The organism is Streptococcus oralis, assembly GCF_018448765.2.
GTDB lineage: Bacteria > Bacillota > Bacilli > Lactobacillales > Streptococcaceae > Streptococcus > Streptococcus oralis_BM.
Window position 1 is genome coordinate 931940 of the sequence record NZ_JAHCMC020000001.1, and the last position, 20420, is coordinate 952359.

General features: G+C 41.5%; 16 protein-coding genes. 13 read left to right on the forward strand and 3 right to left on the reverse strand.

Annotation, left to right across the window (positions count from 1 at the left end; genetic code table 11):
- Nucleotides 1-174 precede the first annotated feature (174 nt).
- The 9 genes from KIH88_RS04590 to KIH88_RS04630 all read left to right on the forward strand — a co-directional run bounded on the left by KIH88_RS04590 (nt 175) and on the right by KIH88_RS04630 (nt 9411).
- Nucleotides 175-1635, forward strand: coding sequence for an aminotransferase class I/II-fold pyridoxal phosphate-dependent enzyme (locus tag KIH88_RS04590; protein WP_213988524.1), 1461 nt, complete (start codon nt 175-177; stop codon nt 1633-1635).
- The gene (speE, locus tag KIH88_RS04595) at nt 1636-2496 is read left to right on the forward strand and encodes a polyamine aminopropyltransferase (protein WP_000366713.1); all 861 of its coding nucleotides are present in this window, start codon (nt 1636-1638) and stop codon (nt 2494-2496) included.
- On the forward strand, nt 2493-3752 hold the full coding sequence (locus tag KIH88_RS04600) for a saccharopine dehydrogenase family protein (RefSeq protein WP_213988525.1): 1260 nt from the start codon (nt 2493-2495) through the stop codon (nt 3750-3752). The genes speE and KIH88_RS04600 overlap by 4 nt, the downstream gene beginning before the upstream one ends.
- Entirely contained in the window at nt 3752-4879 is a 1128-nt protein-coding gene (nspC, locus tag KIH88_RS04605; protein WP_213988526.1) for a carboxynorspermidine decarboxylase, read from the forward strand. The genes KIH88_RS04600 and nspC overlap by 1 nt, the downstream gene beginning before the upstream one ends.
- Entirely contained in the window at nt 4876-5961 is a 1086-nt protein-coding gene (gene aguA / locus KIH88_RS04610) for an agmatine deiminase (RefSeq protein WP_213988527.1), read from the forward strand. Before nspC ends, aguA begins: the two co-directional genes overlap by 4 nt.
- Before the next feature lie 9 nt (nt 5962-5970).
- The gene (gene aguB / locus KIH88_RS04615; RefSeq protein ID WP_213988528.1) at nt 5971-6846 is read left to right on the forward strand and encodes an N-carbamoylputrescine amidase; all 876 of its coding nucleotides are present in this window, start codon (nt 5971-5973) and stop codon (nt 6844-6846) included.
- A 144-nt stretch (nt 6847-6990) separates the two neighbouring features.
- On the forward strand, nt 6991-7728 hold the full coding sequence (locus KIH88_RS04620; protein WP_213988529.1) for a TraX family protein: 738 nt from the start codon (nt 6991-6993) through the stop codon (nt 7726-7728).
- A 106-nt stretch (nt 7729-7834) separates the two neighbouring features.
- Nucleotides 7835-8533: a response regulator transcription factor gene (locus tag KIH88_RS04625; RefSeq protein ID WP_213988530.1), complete on the forward strand. Its 699-nt coding sequence runs from the start codon at nt 7835-7837 to the stop codon at nt 8531-8533.
- A complete protein-coding gene (locus KIH88_RS04630) occupies nt 8533-9411 on the forward strand; it encodes a sensor histidine kinase (protein ID WP_213988531.1) in 879 nt (292 codons plus the stop codon). The genes KIH88_RS04625 and KIH88_RS04630 overlap by 1 nt, the downstream gene beginning before the upstream one ends.
- 38 nt (nt 9412-9449) lie before the next feature.
- Here KIH88_RS04630 and KIH88_RS04635 read toward each other — a convergent pair whose 3' ends face one another.
- From KIH88_RS04635 to KIH88_RS04645, 3 genes are all read right to left on the reverse strand, one after another.
- A complete protein-coding gene (locus tag KIH88_RS04635) occupies nt 9450-10205 on the reverse strand; it encodes an ABC transporter permease (protein ID WP_213988532.1) in 756 nt (251 codons plus the stop codon).
- A 10-nt stretch (nt 10206-10215) separates the two neighbouring features.
- Complete coding sequence (locus KIH88_RS04640) at nt 10216-11124, reverse strand: ABC transporter ATP-binding protein (RefSeq protein WP_213988533.1); 909 nt, start codon at nt 11122-11124, stop codon at nt 10216-10218.
- 144 nt (nt 11125-11268) lie between these two features.
- Nucleotides 11269-12078, reverse strand: a complete 810-nt coding sequence (locus tag KIH88_RS04645; RefSeq protein WP_213988534.1) for a Cof-type HAD-IIB family hydrolase — start codon at nt 12076-12078, stop codon at nt 11269-11271.
- A 276-nt stretch (nt 12079-12354) separates the two neighbouring features.
- On the opposite strand from KIH88_RS04645, the gene KIH88_RS04650 reads away from it, so the two are divergent.
- The 4 genes from KIH88_RS04650 (at nt 12355) to addA (ending at nt 20358) form a co-directional block, all read left to right on the forward strand.
- Nucleotides 12355-12576 (forward strand): SP_0924 family bacteriocin-like peptide, encoded by a 222-nt coding sequence (locus KIH88_RS04650; protein WP_213988535.1) that lies wholly within the window; start codon nt 12355-12357, stop codon nt 12574-12576.
- Between the two features lie 53 nt (nt 12577-12629).
- Complete coding sequence (locus KIH88_RS04655; RefSeq protein ID WP_213988536.1) at nt 12630-13301, forward strand: CPBP family intramembrane glutamic endopeptidase; 672 nt, start codon at nt 12630-12632, stop codon at nt 13299-13301.
- Nucleotides 13302-13432: 131 nt separating this feature from the next.
- Nucleotides 13433-16708, forward strand: a complete 3276-nt coding sequence (gene rexB / locus KIH88_RS04660; protein WP_213988537.1) for an ATP-dependent nuclease subunit B — start codon at nt 13433-13435, stop codon at nt 16706-16708.
- Nucleotides 16705-20358: a helicase-exonuclease AddAB subunit AddA gene (gene addA / locus KIH88_RS04665; protein ID WP_213988538.1), complete on the forward strand. Its 3654-nt coding sequence runs from the start codon at nt 16705-16707 to the stop codon at nt 20356-20358. Before rexB ends, addA begins: the two co-directional genes overlap by 4 nt.
- Nucleotides 20359-20420 lie beyond the last annotated feature (62 nt).

The window sequence follows — 20420 nt, forward strand, 5'->3', positions numbered from 1 at the left end:
TAATATTTGCTACTAGAGAGTTAGGAAACATCAGGAACAGACATACTCAACAGAAACCAAAATACACACGTCAGAAGATTGCAGAGCAGGTGAAAACCTGCTCTTTTTTCATAAGTCAACTTTTAGTCGCCTTTATCTTCTTGAGGTGCTAAAAATACGGTAAAGGAGTATGTCTTGAAGAAGTTAGATCAAAACCAAGCCCCAATTTACGAGGCCTTGGTCAAGCTACGCAAGAAAAGGATTGTCCCCTTTGATGTGCCAGGTCACAAGCGAGGGCGGGGAAATCCAGAACTGGTCGAACTGTTAGGAGAAAAATGTGTTGGCATTGATGTTAATTCGATGAAACCCTTGGATAATCTTGGTCATCCCATTTCGATTATTCGGGATGCGGAGGAATTGGCTGCAGATGCTTTTGGAGCAGCCCATGCCTTTCTCATGATTGGTGGAACAACTTCATCGGTGCAAACTATGATTCTTTCCACCTGCAAGGCGGGAGATAAGATTATTCTGCCACGTAATGTCCACAAATCTGCTATCAATGCGCTGGTTCTATGTGGTGCTATTCCCATCTATATCGAGATGAGTGTAGATCCTAAAATAGGCATCGCTTTAGGTCTTGAAAATGACCGGGTTGCCCAGGCCATTAAGAAACATCCAGATGCTAAAGCTATCCTAATCAACAATCCTACCTACTATGGAATTTGTTCAGACCTCAAGGGTTTAACGGAAATGGCTCATGAAGCGGGCATGCTGGTTTTAGTGGATGAAGCCCATGGAGCGCATTTGCATTTTACAGATAAATTGCCATTGTCTGCTATGGACGCTGGAGCTGATATGGCGGCGGTCTCTATGCATAAGTCTGGTGGGAGTTTGACTCAAAGTTCGCTTCTTTTAGTTGGTGATCAGATGAATCCTGAGTACGTTCGTCAGATTATCAACCTGACCCAGTCTACATCTGCCTCTTACCTACTTATGGCTAGTCTAGATATTTCTCGACGGAACTTAGCCCTTCGTGGCAAAGAGTCTTTTGAGAAAGTCATTGAGCTATCCGAATACGCTCGTCGTGAAATCAATGCTATCGGTGGTTACTATGCCTACTCACAAGAGTTGATAGACGGTGTGTCTGTTTGTGATTTTGATGTAACCAAGCTGTCAGTTTACACTCAGGGTATTGGGCTAACAGGGATAGAGGTTTATGATCTCTTGCGAGACGAATACGATATTCAGATCGAGTTTGGCGACATTGGCAATATCTTGGCCTACATTTCCATTGGTGACCGCATCCAAGACATCGAGCGTTTGGTCGGTGCTTTAGCTGATATTAAGAGACTTTACTCGAGAGATGGAAAAGACTTGATAGCTGGTGAATATATTCAGCCCGAGTTGGTGCTGTCTCCACAAGAAGCCTTCTATTCAGAAAGAAAAAGTTTAACCTTGGATGAGTCGGTTGGACAAGTCTGTGGAGAATTTGTCATGTGCTATCCTCCAGGAATTCCTATCTTGGCTCCAGGTGAACACATTACACGAGAAATTGTAGACTATATCCAATTTGCCAAGGAACGTGGTTGCTCTCTCCAAGGGACGGAAGATCCAGAGGTCAATCGCATCAACGTCATTGAAAGAAAGGAGAACTAGATGGATTTATGGTTTTCTGAAGTTCATACTCCAGATGTGAAATTGTCCTTGAGAACAGCCAAACAACTTTACGCTGGTAAAAGTGAATGGCAGGATATCGAAGTCTTGGATACGCCAGCTTTTGGGAAAATACTGATTTTAAATGGGCATGTCTTATTCTCAGATGCGGATGATTTCGTATACAACGAAATGACTGTTCACGTTCCCATGGCTGTCCACCCAAATCCCAAGAAAGTCTTGGTTATTGGGGGTGGTGACGGTGGTGTTGCTCAAGTATTAACCCTCTATCCAGAATTGGAACAAATCGATATTGTGGAACCGGATGAGATGCTGGTTGAAGTCTGTCGTGAGTATTTCCCAGATTTTGCTGCGGGGCTAGATGATCCTCGTGTCACCATTTACTACCAAAATGGACTACGCTTTTTACGAAACTGTGAAGATGACTACGATATTATCATCAACGATGCAACAGATCCATTTGGACATACGGAAGGGCTCTTTACCAAGGAATTTTACGGCAATAGTTATAGGGCTCTCAAAGAGGACGGAATCATGATCTATCAGCATGGGAGTCCCTTCTTTGACGAAGACGAGTCTGCTTGCCGAAGTATGCACCGCAAGGTCAATCAAGCCTTTCCAATCAGCCGAGTCTATCAGGCGCATATCCCAACCAGTCCTGCTGGCTATTGGTTGTTTGGATTTGCATCGAAAAAATATCACCCCGTCAAAGATTTTGATAAGGAAGGCTGGAAAAAACGTCAGTTATTTACTGAATACTATACTGCAAACCTACACGTCGGTGCCTTTATGTTGCCCAAGTATGTAGAAGACATTTTAGAAGAAGAGGAAGGAAAAAAATGAGTCGTTTATTAGTTATTGGATGTGGGGGCGTTGCCCAAGTTGCTATTTCAAAGATTTGTCAAGATAGCGAAACATTTAAAGAGATTATGATTGCTAGCCGTACCAAGTCAAAATGTGATGACTTGAAGGCTAAATTAGAAGACAAAACAAGTACAAAGATTGAGACAGCTGCTCTTGATGCTGACAAGGTAGAAGAAGTCACTGCCTTGATCGAAAGCTACAAACCAGAAGCTGTTTTGAACGTAGCTTTGCCTTATCAAGACTTGACCATCATGGATGCTTGTTTGGCTACAGGTGTCCACTATATCGATACAGCCAACTATGAGGCTGAGGATACAGAAGACCCTGAATGGCGTGCTATTTATGAGAAACGTTGTAAAGAACTTGGATTTACTGCCTACTTTGACTACTCATGGCAATGGGCTTACCAAGAGAAATTCAAAGAAGCAGGTCTGACTGCCTTGCTTGGTTCTGGTTTTGACCCAGGTGTGACCAGCGTCTTTTCTGCTTACGCCCTTAAACACTATTTTGATGAAATCCACTATATCGACATTTTAGACTGTAATGGTGGTGACCACGGTTATCCGTTTGCGACAAACTTTAACCCAGAAATCAATCTCCGCGAGGTTTCTGCGCCAGGTTCTTACTGGGAAGATGGGAAATGGGTCGAAGTCGAAGCTATGTCTATCAAGCGTGAGTACGATTTCCCTCAGGTTGGACAAAAAGATATGTATCTCCTTCACCATGAAGAAATCGAATCACTTGCCAAAAACATCCCAGGAGTTAAACGGATTCGATTCTTTATGACTTTTGGTCAATCTTATCTAACTCACATGAAATGCTTGGAAAATGTCGGACTCCTTCGTACGGATACTATTAACTTTAACGGCCAAGAAATTGTGCCAATCCAATTCTTGAAAGCCTTGCTTCCAGATCCAGCCAGCCTTGGTCCACGTACTGTTGGTAAGACAAATATTGGATGTATCTTTACAGGTGTCAAAGATGGCGTTGAAAAGACCATCTACATCTACAATGTCTGCGACCATCAGGAATGTTACGCAGAAGTTGGTTCACAAGCAATTTCTTACACGACAGGTGTTCCAGCCATGATTGGGACAAAATTGGTTATGAACGGTACTTGGAAACAACCAGGAGTTTATAACCTTGAAGAATTGGATCCAGATCCATTCATGGAAGCTTTGAATGAGTATGGTTTACCATGGGTTGTGGTTGAAAATCCACAAATGGTGGACTAATGAAGCTAGAACAAGTACCAACACCAGCTTACATTATTGATTTGGCCAAGTTAGAAGCAAACTGCCGAATTCTACAATATGTACAAGAAGAAGCTGGCTGCAAGGTTTTGCTTGCCCAGAAGGCTTATTCCCTCTACAAAACCTATCCCTTGATTAGCCAGCATCTATCAGGTACGACAGCTAGTGGACTCTATGAAGCTAAGCTAGCTAGGGAAGAATTTCCAGGAGAAGTCCATGTATTTGCGCCTGCTTTCAAGGATGCTGACTTGGAGGAATTGCTAGAGATAACAGACCATATCGTCTTTAACTCAGAGAGACAGTTGCGTAAACATGGGGCCCGTTGTCGGGATGCTGGTGTAAGCGTGGGTTTGCGACTTAACCCTCAGTGTTCAACCCAAGGAGATCACGCTCTCTATGATCCTTGTGCCCCTGGATCCCGTTTCGGAGTCACTCTAGACAAGATTCCTAGTGATTTGCTGGAATTGGTAGACGGCCTTCATTTTCATACTCTTTGCGAGCAGGGAGCAGATGATTTAGAGACAACTTTGAAAGCAGTAGAAGAGCAATTTGGAGCCTATTTGCATCAGGTCAAATGGCTTAATATGGGGGGCGGACACCACATCACAAGAGAAGGTTACGATGTGGATTTGCTGATTTCAGAAATCAAGCGTATCCGAGAAACTTACAATCTTGAAATCTATATCGAGCCGGGTGAAGCCATTGCGCTCAATGCGGGTTATCTAGCGACTGAGGTATTAGATATTGTCGAAAACGGTATGGAAATCTTGGTTTTAGATGCCTCTGCGACTTGCCATATGCCTGACGTACTTGAGATGCCCTATCGTCCACCTTTGAGAAATGGCTTTGAGGCACAGGAAAAAGCCCATACCTATAGACTTTCTTCCAATACTTGTCTGACGGGCGATGTGATTGGTGATTATAGCTTTGAAAATCCAGTCCAAATCGGTGATAGACTTTATTTTGAAGACATGGCTATTTACTCATTTGTTAAAAATAACACCTTTAATGGTATTGGATTGCCAAGTCTCTATCTCATGGACGAGCAGGGTGACTGCAGCTTAGTCAAAGCCTTTGACTATCAAGATTTTAAAGGGAGATTATCATGATGGACAGTCCAAAGAAATTAGGCTATCGAATGCCTGCAGAGTATGAACCCCATCATGGAACTCTCATGATATGGCCGACTCGACCCGGATCTTGGCCTTTTCAAGGAAAGGCTGCAAAAAAAGCTTTTAGCCAGATTATCAAAACGATTGCTCAGGGGGAGACAGTCTACCTTTTGGTTGAGGAGGACTATCTATCTGAAGCACAATCCTATCTAGGAGATAAGGTTGTTTATCTAGATATTCAGACAAATGATGCCTGGGCGCGTGATACTGGTCCGACCATTCTTCTTAATGATAAAAGGGAAAAGTTGGCGGTAGATTGGTCTTTCAATGCCTGGGGTGGTGTTGTTGACGGTCTCTACCAAGATTATGAAGCAGATGACCAAGTAGCCGGTCGCTTTGCAGAAGTCTTAGATATACCTGTTTACGATGCCAAACCATTTGTACTGGAAGGTGGAGCTATTCATAGTGACGGTCAAGGAACCATTCTTGTGACTGAAAGTTGCCTTCTAAGTCCTGGTCGTAATCCTCACCTGACTAAAGAGGAGATTGAAAAGACCTTACTAGAGAGCCTTGGAGCTGAAAAAGTTATTTGGCTTCCTTATGGTATTTATCAGGACGAAACCAATGAACATGTTGACAATGTTGCAGCCTTTGTAGGTCCTGCAGAGCTTGTTTTGGCTTGGACAGATGATAAAAGCGATCCCCAGTATGCCATGTCTGTAGCTGATTTAGCTCTCTTAGAGAAGGAAACTGATGCGAAAGGCCGTCCCTTTACCGTTCATAAACTTCCAATCCCAGCTATTCGTCAGGTTGTTACTAAGGAGGATTTACCAGGTTATACCTATGAAGATGGGGAAGAGGAGCGTTATGAGGGCGAGCGTCTTGCGGCTTCCTATGTCAATTTTTATATTGCCAACAAGTCAGTCTTGGTTCCCCAGTTTCAAGATAAAAACGACCAAGTGGCTTTAGATATCCTCAGCAAGTGTTTCCCAGACCGCCAAGTTGTCGGAATACCAGCCAGAGATATTCTCTTAGGTGGTGGCAATATCCACTGTATCACCCAACAAATCCCAGAATAGGAGAAAAAGATGAGAAATGTAAGAGTTGCAGCGCTCCAGATGCAATGTGCCAAGGATGTAGCAACAAATATCCAAATAGCGGAACGTCTAGTTCGACAAGCTGCAGGTCAAGGTGCACAAATCATTCTCTTACCAGAGTTGTTTGAATGTCCCTATTTCTGTCAGGAACGCCAGTATGACTACTACCAGTATGCCCAGTCGGTGACAGAAAATATAGCCATTCAGCATTTTAAAGTGCTTGCTAAGGAACTAGAAGTTGTTCTACCAATTAGTTTCTATGAAAAAGATGGCAATGTCTTGTATAACTCTATTGCCGTTATTGATGCAGATGGGGAAGTGTTAGGAGTTTATCGGAAGACCCACATACCAGATGATCATTACTATCAAGAAAAGTTTTATTTCACGCCTGGTAACACTGGTTTCAAAGTCTGGGATACGCGCTACGCTAAGATTGGCATCGGCATCTGTTGGGATCAATGGTTCCCTGAAACAGCCCGTTGTCTTGCGTTGAATGGGGCAGAATTGCTCTTTTACCCAACCGCTATCGGTTCAGAGCCTATCTTAGATACGGATAGTTGTGGTCACTGGCAACGTACCATGCAAGGGCACGCAGCAGCAAATATTGTCCCAGTTATTGCAGCCAATCGCTATGGATTGGAAGAAGTCACTCCTAGTGAGGAAAATGGCGGACAGAGTTCTAGTCTTGACTTCTACGGTTCCTCCTTTATGACGGATGAAACAGGAGCTATTCTAGAGAGAGCTGAAAGACAAGGAGAAGCTGTTCTGTTAGCAACTTATGACCTGGATAAGGGAGCAAGTGAACGCCTCAACTGGGGACTGTTTCGTGATAGAAGACCAGAAATGTACCAACGGATTACCGACTAGAAGGTAAATTTCATAATAAATTTTTGATATTCACGCCTGTCTTACAAAAATGTAAGATAGGCCTTTTAAATGTAAGATGGGTGTACGATTATACGTGGAAATGTATGCTATACTCTATGTAGATCAAAAAGAAAGAGGTTTATTATGAAAAAATGGAATGCGACGCAGTTGAAGTATCTGATGGCGGCAGTAATGGTTCTGGACCATATCCCTCATATCACCGGAATCGTTTCTCCTTTGTGGGAAGGTATCTTTCACGCCTTGACCCGTTGTGTGGGAGTTTGGTTTGCGTATATGGCTATGGAAGGATTTATCCATACTCGAAACTTGAAAAACTACCTCATCCGTCTCTGGAGTTGGGCGCTTATCATGTTTGCTGGAAATAGCCTTCTCAATACTCTGTTTGCCTCTAAGGGTGTAATGGTTACTAATAATATTTTCTTGACTTTGGCCATCGGTGTCACCATGCTTTGGATTGGTTTTCCTAGAAAAGAGCTGGATCAAAAAGAGAAGTTGTGGCGTCGGATTGGAGTTGCGGGTATTCTGATATTTGGTAGTCTTTTTACCGAGGGTGGTATCACCATGCTACCATTTCTCTTGATTAGTTACTCTTGTCGAAATCGCAAGGGCTTGCGAAATCTCCTATATGCCTTTCTGTGGGCCTTCTTGTTAGTGACTTCCATCCAAATATACGACACATGGTACCAAACACTGGAAATGATGCTTTACAATTCTGACTGGCTCTTTATCACCGTATTTCCTTTTATGGCCTTGTATAATGGACAGCGAGGAAAAGAAACCAGCTGGAGCAAATATTTCTTTTATATTTTCTACCCAGCTCATCTATGGATTATAACTCTGATTGCTTATTTGCTTAAGTAGATTCAATATTCATTAGCTCCTTCTTGCTTAAAATGTGAGAGGAGCTTTTCTGTATCTGGAATTCCTAACAAAACATGTTATAATAGTTTTAGAAAGGACGAGGTTTATGGCGAGCATTCTTGTAATTGAAGATAATAATGACATCCAGGAAATTTTAAGAACCCTTCTTGCAGAGGAACACGAGGTGATCCAAGCCTTTTCTGGTACGGAAGGTATAATGCATTTTGACAAAGGTGGCATCGATCTCGTCTTGCTAGATATCATGCTCCCTGGGAAAAATGGCGACCAAGTCTTGCAAGCCATTCGACAAACTAGTCAGACTCCGGTCATCATGCTTACTGCTTTAGGTGATAAAAAACTCATCAGCCAATATCTCTTAGATGGTGCCAATGATTATGTAGTAAAACCTTTTGATTTAGATGAAGTCTTTGCTAGAGTCACTGTGCAATTACGCCAAAGTGGTGAACATCAGTCAGAAGATCGAAGAGAAATTGATAATCTCGTACAAAACTTTAAAAATATCCAGTTCGATGCGGATAGTTTTGAAATAAGCAATTCTACTGAAACCATTCGCCTTGCAAAGAAGGAGTGTCAGATTCTCCAAATGTTGCTCCAGCATCCTAAAAAGATCTTCACCAAAGAAGAACTCTATGAATTGATTTGGGAAGAAAGTTACCTGCCTGGAGACAATACGCTCAACACTCATCTAAGCAATCTCCGTAAGAAACTACATCAACTGGATCCAAATCACGAATACATCGAAACCATTTGGGGGGTAGGTGTTCGATTAAAAGGAGACAAATAATGAATTACATTTTGATATCAATATTGCTCCTTACTAACATCATTTTGGCGATTTCTTTGATTCGCTATCATATAGCAATTAGAGATTTAAGCAGACAAATGGAAGAAAAGATTCGCTCTGGTAGCATGAAGAGGATTGGGGTAAATTTCTTTTCAAAGACCATTTTGCGTCTACATAACCAAATTGAGAATCTATTTCAAGAAGTGGAGCAAAACCAGCTAATCATGAAGCGTGAAAAGCGTACCCTAGATATGGCAATCAGTAACATCGCTCATGATATTCGGACACCTTTGACAATCGCTTCAGGATATACTCAGCAACTAATAAAACACCCCGATAATAGTTCAGAAACCTTAAATAAAATAGCCCATCATCAGGATTTGGTTTCCAAACGGTTGGAGGCTCTCCTCGAATACCGTCATTTGATGGAAGGAGCAGTCAAACCGAAACTGGAAGAGCTTGATTTATCAACTTTTATAACGAAAAAGACTTTAGCTTATTACGACGTTTTCCAATCTTCACAGATTGTTCTTGATTTTAACGTTGAACCAGGATTGAAAACGACGACTGATGAGGACTTGCTTGATCGAATTATACAAAACCTCCTTGGAAATGTTCTCAAGCACGGCAAGGAGGAGGCTCGACTTTCTTTGAAAAAGGAAAAAAATAGGCTTGTTTTGGAAATTGATAATCTTGTAAAAAAACCTATCAAGAATATAGACAATCTCAGCAATCGTTTTTATTCTGAAAATATGTCAGATACTGAAGAATCCTCTGGTTTAGGTCTCTATATTACTGAGGAATTAGTTCATCTTCTTGGAGCGGAAATGAAGCTAGTTGCTGATGGAGAATGGTTTTCGGTCTTTATCTATTTTTAACAGAAGAAACCTCCTCTATATCCTAGAGGAGGTCTTTTTTATAAGCTTTTCTTCTTGAAAATTGTCAGGCCACTGAGAGAGAAGAAAAGTATGACTGTTACGCAAACCGAGATGGTATAGAGAATAGCTTGACTATTAGTAGTCATAGCATAGGCAAAATCTAGAATTAAATATCGTAGAATTTCAATATCTGGGAAAACAAGCATTGGCATAGAAAGTAAGATAGAGCTGACCAAATAACCAATAAATACGGCAAGATAAGAATGAGTTAGGTAGAGAATAAAGGAAACAATCGAAAGCCAAGCTAGAAGGCAGAGAAATTGAAGGGAAATCGTCAAGAGGAGATTAGTAACAAAACCATCAGGCATTGTACCAAGTCCGTTTAGAAGAGTCGCGGGAATAAAGGCAATCACAAGACTGGTAATGAGTTGTAAGAGAGCGATACTTGCTAGAACAAAGAATTTAGCAAGGAAAAATTCTGTACGAGAAACGCCGACTGTTAAATTATTTTTATAGAGTTTGCCGATTAAATCAACTCCAAGAACGAGGCATGCCAGGACGATGCAGAGAAAAACGAGGTTTGAACCATTGCTAGACGCGTTGATAAGAGCTTGGACGCCGTCCCAACCTTTGGTCGGAAATTCTGTTTCAGGTGTAGTATTTACTGACATTAGATGTCCTGTAGCTCCGATAGTAGCACCCATTAACATAAGTGCAAAGAGAATGAGTTCTGTAATCCAAAATCCTTTGGAGCGGAAAAGACGGTAAAAATCTGCTTGAATGGTATGTATCATGATTTTTCTCCTATTCTACCAATTGGGTGAAGTATTCTTCTAGGTTTTGACGGGCAAAGTAAATCTCATCAATAGCAACATCGGACAAAGTTAGTTGCTTAAGAATCTGTTTGACATCTTGTTCATTACCAAAGATATGGATTTCATTGTCAGGATTGACAACCTTAAACTGGAGCTGGATTTGTTCTTTCAATACCTGACAAGCTCTTTCTTTGTCGCTTGTTTTAAGCACAATATAATCCTCACTCAGTGTTTCAAATTCAGCTTTACTGATTTCACGGATAATCTTACCTTGATCCAGAATACCAAAGCGATTAGCTAAGAGATAGAGCTCTGACAAGATATGGCTAGAGATGAGGATAGTTATGCCTTTTTCTTGATTGAGCCGCTGGATCATGAGACGAAATTCTTTGATTCCAATTGGGTCGAGACCGTTAATAGGTTCATCAAGAATCAGGAAATCAGGTTTGGATAGGAGGGCAATGGCGATACCAAGTCTTTGTTTCATTCCTAGCGAGAAATCACGAAAGACTTTTTTACCTGTATCTGACAAACCTACATAATCCAGCATTTCTCGAATAACTATATCAGCATTTGGAATATGGCGAACCATACAATAATATTTCAGATTTTGATAGGCTGTTAGATGATTATGGGCTACAGGTGATTCGATAACAGAACCCACTCGAGATAAAGCCTTGGTCCACTCATTTTCCGATTGACTAGAAAAGAGAGAAACAGTTCCTTTATCCGCAAACAGTAGTTGCGTAATAATTTTTATCAAGGTAGTTTTCCCAGCTCCGTTCTTTCCGATAAGTCCATAAATATCTCCTTCTCTTATCGTTAGATGAAGATCCTGAAGGATAGCTTGTTTGTCAAAGTTTTTGGACAATCCATGAATGTCAAGTACTGTTTTCATGATTCTCTCCTTTTGATTTATTTTTCTAACTTTAGTATAAGGTATAGAAATCAAAGAAAGTTCAAGTATTTCTAAAGAGTTTCTAAAGTTTTCTGATTTTTAAAATGTCAAAAACCCAGTTAAGGATTTAACTGGGTTTTTTCTCTATAAAATATACTTCTCAATGGCACGCGCGACACCGTCTTCTTCGTTACTGGCTGTGACGTCATTAGCAAGAGATTTGACATGGTTGCTAGCATTTCCCATAGCAATACCAAGTCCTGCAAACTGGAGCATTTCGATATCGTTATTGGCATCACCCATGGCCATAATCTCTGAGGACTCGATCTTCAAAATCGCAGCTAGTCGAGAAAGAGCAGTAGCCTTGGTAGTTCCAAGTGGCATCGCTTCATAAATGACAGGCTGCGAACGAACACCGCTGAACCGTTGGCATAGTTCTGTCGCAAAACGCTGCTCAAAATCGTCTGTTTGCTCTTTTGTTCCTAAAAACATACCTTGGAACATACGATACTTGCCACTAGTCGCTTCCTCAAGGGAAATTTCAGTCAGATCTGAAAAGACTAGCTTGGCATCATTTTGAACAATTTCATTTGGCTTACCGCCGAGAACAAAATAATGTTCCTCATCAAAAAGAGTCAACTGGACGTCGCTTTTTTCAGCCAGGTCATAGAGGTATTCAATGTCAGCTGGACTGAGTTCTTGCCAGTCAACTAGACTCCAGTCACTGGTCTGGTGAGTTGAGCAACCGTTATTGACAATGACATACTCGTTCTGGAGGTCCAGTCCTAGTTTTTTATAGTAGGGGAGGACACCGAAAAGCGGGCGACCTGTACAGAGAACCAGTTTGACACCTTTTTCAATGGCTTGGTGAATGGCAGTGATGTGGGCTTGCGGGATTTCCTTGGCTTCATTAAGGAGGGTTCCGTCCATATCCAAGGCTAGTAGTTTAATCATAAGACTTCCTTTTCTAGGTGTTTTGCTTTTATTATAGCATATTTTGGAAAAAATCAGGCTAAAAGTTTAGGGGGTGATTGATTATACAGTTTAGGACGTTTCGATGACAATTCAAGATTTGAAGAGGATATTTTGCAAAGATGTGCTATACTAAACTTGTCAACGTTGCAACTAGATAAGCATAAAAAAACTAGCTTAAAATATAATAGTTTTTTTGTAAGTAGTTATGAGTAGCAGATTACTCAACTAATCTGAACAATAATGGAGGAATACATCATGGTTTTAATGAAAAAAAATATAAATCTAACAAATGAAGAATTAGAGCTGATACAAGGTGGAGCAGATCCCTATGGTAAAAATCTTAATGGTAGATATGATTGGGAAATAGAACCAGTATTAACTCTGCCGGTTCATGGATTTTGTCCCAGAGGCACCTATGATTTAGGATATATTGGAGGAGGCAATCATCTTTGCAAAGGAAGTGCTGCGAGATTTTAAGTAAAATTTATTAGTAATATGAAGAGACGAGGGGAGAAAAGCTGAGGTACAATATGAAAAAACGAAGTATTCAAATTTTACTAGCATTGTCCTTAATTTTTTACAAATCAACTTGGTTTTGGAGGCTTTTCAATCACCTCGCAAATTCTTATTTACCAGCAAGTCGGGAATTCTTTCAGATTCTGCTTTTGATGGAGAGTGGAGTTCTTTTCTTAGCAGTCCTCCATTTAAAAGTTTTTGAAGGTAGAAAAATTATGCAATTCAAGTGGCAGCCGAGGTACTTTATCTACCTTTTACTGGGCTACGTCATTTTATATATGTCTGACTTCCTCTTGTCTTATTTCATACCCTCGTCTTCAAATCAAATTTCTTTGAATGAAACGATAGAAATGATAGGGCGACAGGAATTACCCTATTTCTTGCTCATAGTTTGCTTCATCGGCCCTATTGCTGAGGAATTGATTTATCGCGGTGTGCTTATGACAACCTTTTTCAAAAACTCACCTTGGTACGGAGATATCTTGCTTTCTGCTACTATTTTCGGTTGTATTCATATCAATTTCGCTTTAACACCTCTTGCTTTTTTCATTTATGCTAGTGGGGGTCTTATTTTAGCCCTATTGTATCGCATGACTAAAAATCTCTACTATCCAATAGTACTTCATATCCTTATCAATATCACTGCCTTCTGGGACTTGTGGTTACTCCTATTTTCAGGAAGTTAGCTTACTAAAACAATGTCGGAATTTTCCGGCATTTTTCTTTTCAATAGATGAGCAAGAACCGATTATTTACAGGATTGCTTAATTAAAAAATGGTATAATAAAAGATAATGAAAAATTCAAACGAGGCTGAGATGAAATTACTTTATACTGATATTCGGACTTCTTTGACAGAAATCTTGACTAGAGAGGCGGAGGAGCTAGTTGCTGCTGGCAAGCGGGTTTTCTACATCGCCCCCAACTCTCTTTCATTTGAAAAGGAACGTGCTGTGCTGGAATGCTTGTCCCAGCAGGCTTCTTTTGCGATTACTGTCACGCGCTTTGCTCAGATGGCTCGTTACTTGGTTTTAAATGATTTACCAGCTAAGACCAGTCTTGATGACATCGGTCTTGGGATGGCCTTTTATAAATGTCTTGCAGAACTAGATCCCAAGGACTTACGTGTTTATGGTGCGATTAAGCAGGATTCACAGTTTATCCAGCAGTTGATTGAACTTTATCATGAGATGACGACTGCTCAGATGAATTTTTTAGACTTGAAAAGTTTGACGGATGAGGACAAGCGAGCAGATTTACTCTTGATTTTTGAGAAAGTAACAGCCTATCTCAATCAAGGTCAGTTGGCTCAGGGAAGTCAATTGTCCCATTTGATTGAGGCTATTGAGAATGATAAGGTAAGTAGTGATTTTAGTCAGATTGCCTTGGTCATTGACGGATTTACCCGTTTTTCTGCCGAGGAAGAGCATGTGGTGGATCTGCTCCAGCGTAAAGGTGTTGAGATTGTCATTGGTGCTTATGCAAGCAAGAAAGCCTATACCAGTCCGTTCACTGAAGGCAATCTCTATCAAGCCAGTGTGGAATTTCTTCATCATTTGGGGGCAAAATACCAAACACCTGCTCAGGATCGTTCTCAGACTCATGTGAAAATAGATAGTTTTGACAAGGCTTCTCGTTTGCTAGAGTCTTCTTATGACTTCTCAGAACTCGCTTTAGATATCAATGAGAAGGATAGTGAAAATCTGCAAATCTGGTCTTGTTTGACGCAAAAAGAGGAGTTGGAGTTAGTAGCGCGTAGCATTCGTCAGAAATTACATGACCATCCAGAACTGAGTTACAAGAATTTCCGTATTTTGCTGGGTGATGTGGCTTCTTACCAGTTATCGTTGAAAACTATTTTTGACCAGTACCAGATTCCTTTCTATCTTGGTAGAAGTGAATCCATGGCTCATCATCCTTTGACTCAGTATGTCGAATCTATTTTGCGTTTGAAACGCTACCGTTTTCGTCAGGAGGATTTGATTAATCTCCTCAGAACTGGTCTGTATACTGACCTTAGTCAGGCTGATATTGATGCTTTTGAGCAATATCTCCGCTACCTTGGCATCAATGGCTTGCCTGCTTTTCAGCAGACCTTTACCAAATCCCACCATGGAAAATTTGATTTAGAGCGTTTAAATTCTCTTCGTCTGCGAGTTTTGGCTCCACTTGAAACCTTGTTTGCCAGTCGGAAGCAAAAGACTGAAAATCTCTTGCAAAAGTGGAGTACATTTCTAAAAAACGCTACTTTAAGCAAGCAGATGCAAGACTTGACAGCTACTATGGAAGCTCTAGAGCAGGAAAGACAAGCTGAGGTTTGGAAAGCCTTCTGTCATGTTTTAGAACAATTTGCGACGGTTTTTGCTGGTTCACAAGTTAGTCTGGAGGACTTCCTGGCCTTGCTTCATTCTGGGATGAGCCTTTCTCAGTACCGTACTATTCCAGCAACAGTGGACACAGTTCTGGTGCAGAGTTATGATTTGATTGCCCCTCTGACCGCTGACTTTGTCTATGCTATCGGACTGACTCAGGATCATTTACCAAAAATCGCGCAGAATACCAGCCTTTTGACAGATGAAGAAAGGCAAAGGCTAAACCAAGCGACTGAAGAGGGAGCGCAATTACAGATTGCAAGCAGTGAAAACCTCAAGAAAAATCGCTATACCATGCTTTCCTTAGTTAATGCTGCCCGTAAGCAGTTGGTGTTATCCGCCCCAAGTCTCCTCAATGAAAATGAGAGCAAGGAATCGGCCTATCTTCAGGAACTGGTGAGTTTTGGATTTAGCCGGATAGAGAAGAAGATTCATCACAAAGGTCTGTCTAAGGATGATATGGGGTCATATCATAGTCTCTTATCTAGCCTTGTTGCCTATCATCAGCAGGGCGATACGAGTGATAGGGAGCAAGATTTGACCTTTGTCAAGGTTTTGGCGCGTGTGATGGGTAAAAAACTAGATCAAAAAGGCCTTACAAATCCAGCTATCCCAAATAGTCCAAGTAGCAAACCATTAGAGAAAGAGACCTTGCAGGCTCTCTATCCAGTTGACAAGGAGTTTTACCTGTCTACCTCTGGTCTGACGGAGTTTTACCGCAATGAATACAGTTATTTCCTCCGTTATGTCTTAGGTTTGCAGGAAGAAGTGCGCCTGCGTCCAGATGCTCGTAGCCATGGTAATTTCTTGCACCGTATCTTTGAACGTGCCTTAAAACTGCCTGATGAAGATTCCTTTGATCAGCGTTTGGAACAAGCCATCAAGGAAACCAGCCAGGAACGCGAATTTGAAGCTATTTATCAAGAAAGTTTGGAAGCCCAATTTACCAAGGAAGTTCTGCTTGATGTGGCTCGAACAACTGGTCACATCCTTCGTCATAATCCAGCCATTGAAACCATCCAAGAGGAAGCAACATTTGGTGGTAAAGATCAAGCCTTTATTCAATTGGATAATGGTCGCAGTGTCCATGTGCGAGGCAAGGTTGACCGAATCGACCGTTTGAAAGCTGATGGAGCGCTAGGAGTGGTGGACTACAAGTCTAGTTTGACCCAGTTCCAGTTTCCTCATTTCTTTAATGGGATCAATTCCCAACTGCCGACTTATCTTGCTGCCCTAAAAAGAGAAGGGGAGCAGAACTTTTTTGGCGCTATGTACTTGGAAATGGCTGAACCCGTCCAATCTCTGCTGACCGTTAAGAGTTTGGCTGGAGCAGTAGCAGAAGCCAGTAAGTCTATGAAATACCAGGGACTCTTTTTAGAAAAAGAAAGCAGTCATTTGGGCGAATTTTATAACAAAAACAAGGCCAATCAGCTGACAGACGAGGAATTCCAACTCTTACTGGACTATAATGCCCACCTGTACAAGAAAGCAGCTGAGAAGATTTTAGAAGGCCAGTTCGCTATCAATCCATACACAGAAAATGGCAGAAGCATTGCCCCGTATGTTCAGCAACACCAAGCCATCACTGGATTTGAAGCTAATTACCATTTGGGACAAGCCCGTTTCCTAGAGAAGTTAGACTTAGCTGACGGCAAGCGTCTGGTCGGAGCAAAGCTTAAGCAAGCTTGGTTTGAGAAAATAAGAGAGGAGTTGAATCGATGAAGCCCATTTCCTTTTTAACTGAGGAAGAGATTCAAAAATTGCAAGAAGCAGAAGCGAATTCGAACAAGGAACAGAAGAAAACGGCCGAGCAAATCGAAGCCATTTATACTGCAGGTCAGAATATCCTGGTTTCAGCGTCTGCTGGTTCTGGAAAAACCTTTGTCATGGCAGAGCGCATTCTGGATCAGTTAGCGCGTGGTGTCGAAATTTCTCAACTCTTTATCTCGACCTTTACTGTCAAGGCTGCTACTGAACTCAAGGAACGTTTGGAGAAAAAAATCAGCCAACAAATCCAAGAAACCGATGATGTTGATCTCAAACAACACTTGGGACGTCAGTTGGCAGATCTGCCAAACGCGGCTATCGGAACCATGGACTCCTTCACACAAAAATTCCTAGGAAAACATGGCTATTTGATTGATATTGCACCGAACTTCCGTATTCTACAAAATGAAAGTGAACAGTTACTCTTAAAAAACGAAGTTTTTCATCAAGTTTTTAAAGACCATTACCAAGGTGAGAATAAAGAGAAATTTGCTCATTTGGTGAAGAACTTTGCTGGGCGTGGCAAGGATGAAAGAGGTCTGCGCCAGCAAGTCTACAAAATCTATGATTTCCTCCAATCCACCAGTAGCCCCCAAAAATGGCTGAACGAGTCTTTTCTCAAAGGGTTTGAAAAAGCTGACTTTGCAAATGAGAAAGACAAACAAACCGAGCAAATCAAACAGGCGCTCTGGGATTTGGAAAGTTTCCTCCGTTATCATCTGGATAACGATGCAAAGGAGTTTCCAAAAGCTACCTATTTAGAAGCTGTTCAACAGGTTCTGGATCAAATTGGCTCCTTAAATCAAAAGTCCGATAGCCAGGCTTATCAAGCCGTGCTTGCTCGTGTTGTCGCCATCTCTAAGGAGAAAAATGGTCGGGCTCTGGCTAATTCTAGTCGTAAGGCCGATTTGAAACCACTGGCTGATGCCTATAACGATGAGAGAAAGGCCCAGTTTGCTAAACTAGGACAACTAGCAGACCAGATAACCATTCTCGACTATCAAGAGCGTTATCATGGAGACACCTGGGATCTAGCTAAAACCTTCCAAACCTTTATGAGCGATTTTGTGGTAGCTTATCGTGAACGTAAACGCCAGGAAAACGTCTTTGAATTCGCTGATATCAGCCATTATACCATTGAGATCTTAGAGAATTTCCCACAAGTTCGCGATGCATATCAGGAGAGATTCCATGAAGTCATGGTCGATGAGTATCAGGATACCAACCACATTCAAGAACGCATGCTGGAATTGCTGTCGAATGGTCATAATCGCTTTATGGTGGGGGATATCAAGCAGTCCATCTACCGTTTTCGCCAGGCAGATCCGCGGATTTTCAATGAAAAATTCCACCGCTATGCGCAAAATCCTCAAGAAGGAAAGCTGATTTTGCTCAAGGAAAATTTCCGTAGTAGTTCAGAAGTGCTGTCAGCAACCAATGATGTTTTTGGACGCCTTATGGACCAAGAGGTCGGTGAAATCAACTATGACAGCATGCACCAGCTTGTTTTTGCCAATACCAAACTGACTCCTAATCCAGACAACAAGGCAGAATTTCTCCTCTACGATAAGGACGACAGCGGACAAGAGGAAGAAGGGAGTCAGGCAGAAACGAGACTCACTGGGGAAATGCGGCTGGTCATCAAGGAAATCCTGAAGCTTCATCAGGAAAAAGGTGTTGCCTTCAAAGAAATTGCCCTTTTGATCTCCAGTCGCAGTCGAAATGACCAGATTCTACTTGCCTTATCTGAGTACGGAATTCCAGTTAAAACCGACGGTGAGCAAAACAATTATCTCCAATCACTAGAAGTACAAGTCATGTTGGACACCTTGCGTGTCATTCACAATCCTCTGCAAGACTATGCTTTAGTTGCTCTGATGAAGTCTCCTATGTTTGGTTTTGATGAGGACGAGTTGGCACGCTTGTCCCTTCAGAAAGCAGAAGATAAAATCCAAGAAAATCTCTATGAGAAACTGGTCAATGCTCAAAAACAAGAAGCTAGCCAAAAAAACTTGATTCATACAGAACTAGCTGAGAAACTAAATCAGTTCATGGATATCTTGGATTCTTGGCGCTTATATGCCAAAACCCATTCTCTCTATGACTTGATTTGGAAGATTTATAATGACCGTTTTTATTATGACTATGTTGGAGCCTTGACTAACGGTCCTGCCAGACAGGCTAATCTCTATGCTTTAGCTTTGAGAGCTGACCAGTTTGAAAAGAGTAATTTCAAGGGCTTGTCGCGTTTTATTCGAATGATTGATCAGGTTTTGGAAGCTCAGCATGATCTTGCAAGCGTAGCCGTCGCACCGCCTAAGGATGCGGTAGAACTTATGACCATTCATAAGAGTAAAGGACTGGAGTTTCCTTATGTCTTTATCCTCAACCTGGATCAGGATTTCAATAAGCAGGACTCGATGTCAGACGTTATTCTCAGTCGTCAAAATGGGCTTGGTGTCAAATACATAGCCAAGGTGGAAACAGGAACAGTAGAAGCCCACTATCCTAAAACCATCAAACTTTCCATTCCCAGCCTTACCTATACCCAGAATGAGAAAGAACTGCAATTGGCTAGCTATTCAGAGCAGATGCGTCTGCTGTATGTTGCCATGACGCGGGCTGAGAGAAAGCTTCATCTTGTCGGTAAGGGTTCTCGTGAAAAGCTGGAAGCAAAGGAATACCCAGCAGCAAATAACGGAAAATTAGATAGCAATACCAGACTGCAAACAAGAAATTTCCAAGATTGGATCTGGGCTATCAGTAAAATATTTGCCAAGGACAATCTCAACTTTAGCTATCGTTTTGTTGGTGAAGACCAGTTGACCAGAGAAGCTATCGGTCAGTTGGAAAACAAGAGTCCTCTACAAGATAGATCTCAAGCAGACAATCGCCAGTCTGAAATGATTAAAGAAGCTTTGGAAATGCTGAAAGAGGTGGAAGTTTATAATACTCTTCACCGCGCAGCCATTGAACTACCAAGTGTTCAAACCCCAAGCCAAATCAAGAAATTCTACGAACCCGTTATGGATATGGAAGGGGTAGAAATAACTAACCAAACTCAATCAACAGAGAAGAAAATCAGCTTCGATTTACCTGATTTTTCAACTAAAGAAAAGGTAACTGGAGCTGAGATTGGTAGTGCCACTCACGAACTCATGCAGAGAATTGACTTCAGTCAGCAACCAACACTTGCCACTCTGGAAGAAACTCTCAAACAAGTTCAGACTGGTCCAGCTGTAAGAGACAAGATCAATCTTTCTAAAATTCTCGCCTTCTTTGAAACACCACTTGGTCAGGAGATTCTTGCTAATACCAGCCATCTTTATCGCGAGCAACCTTTCTCCATGCTCAAACGCGACCAAAAGAGTCAGGAGGATTTCGTTGTCCGTGGAATCTTGGATGGCTATCTTCTTTATAAGGATCGTATCGTTCTTTTCGACTACAAAACAGACCGTTACGATGAACCAAGTCAACTCATAGACCGCTATCGTGGTCAGTTAGCCCTCTACGGAGAAGCTTTATCACGAGCTTATTCGATTGAAAATATAGAGAAATACTTGATTTTGCTCGGTAAAGATGAGGTTCAAGTTGTAAAAGTATAATTTATACTCTTCGAAAATCAAATTCAAACCACGTCAGCTTCACCTTGCCGTAGATATGCTCA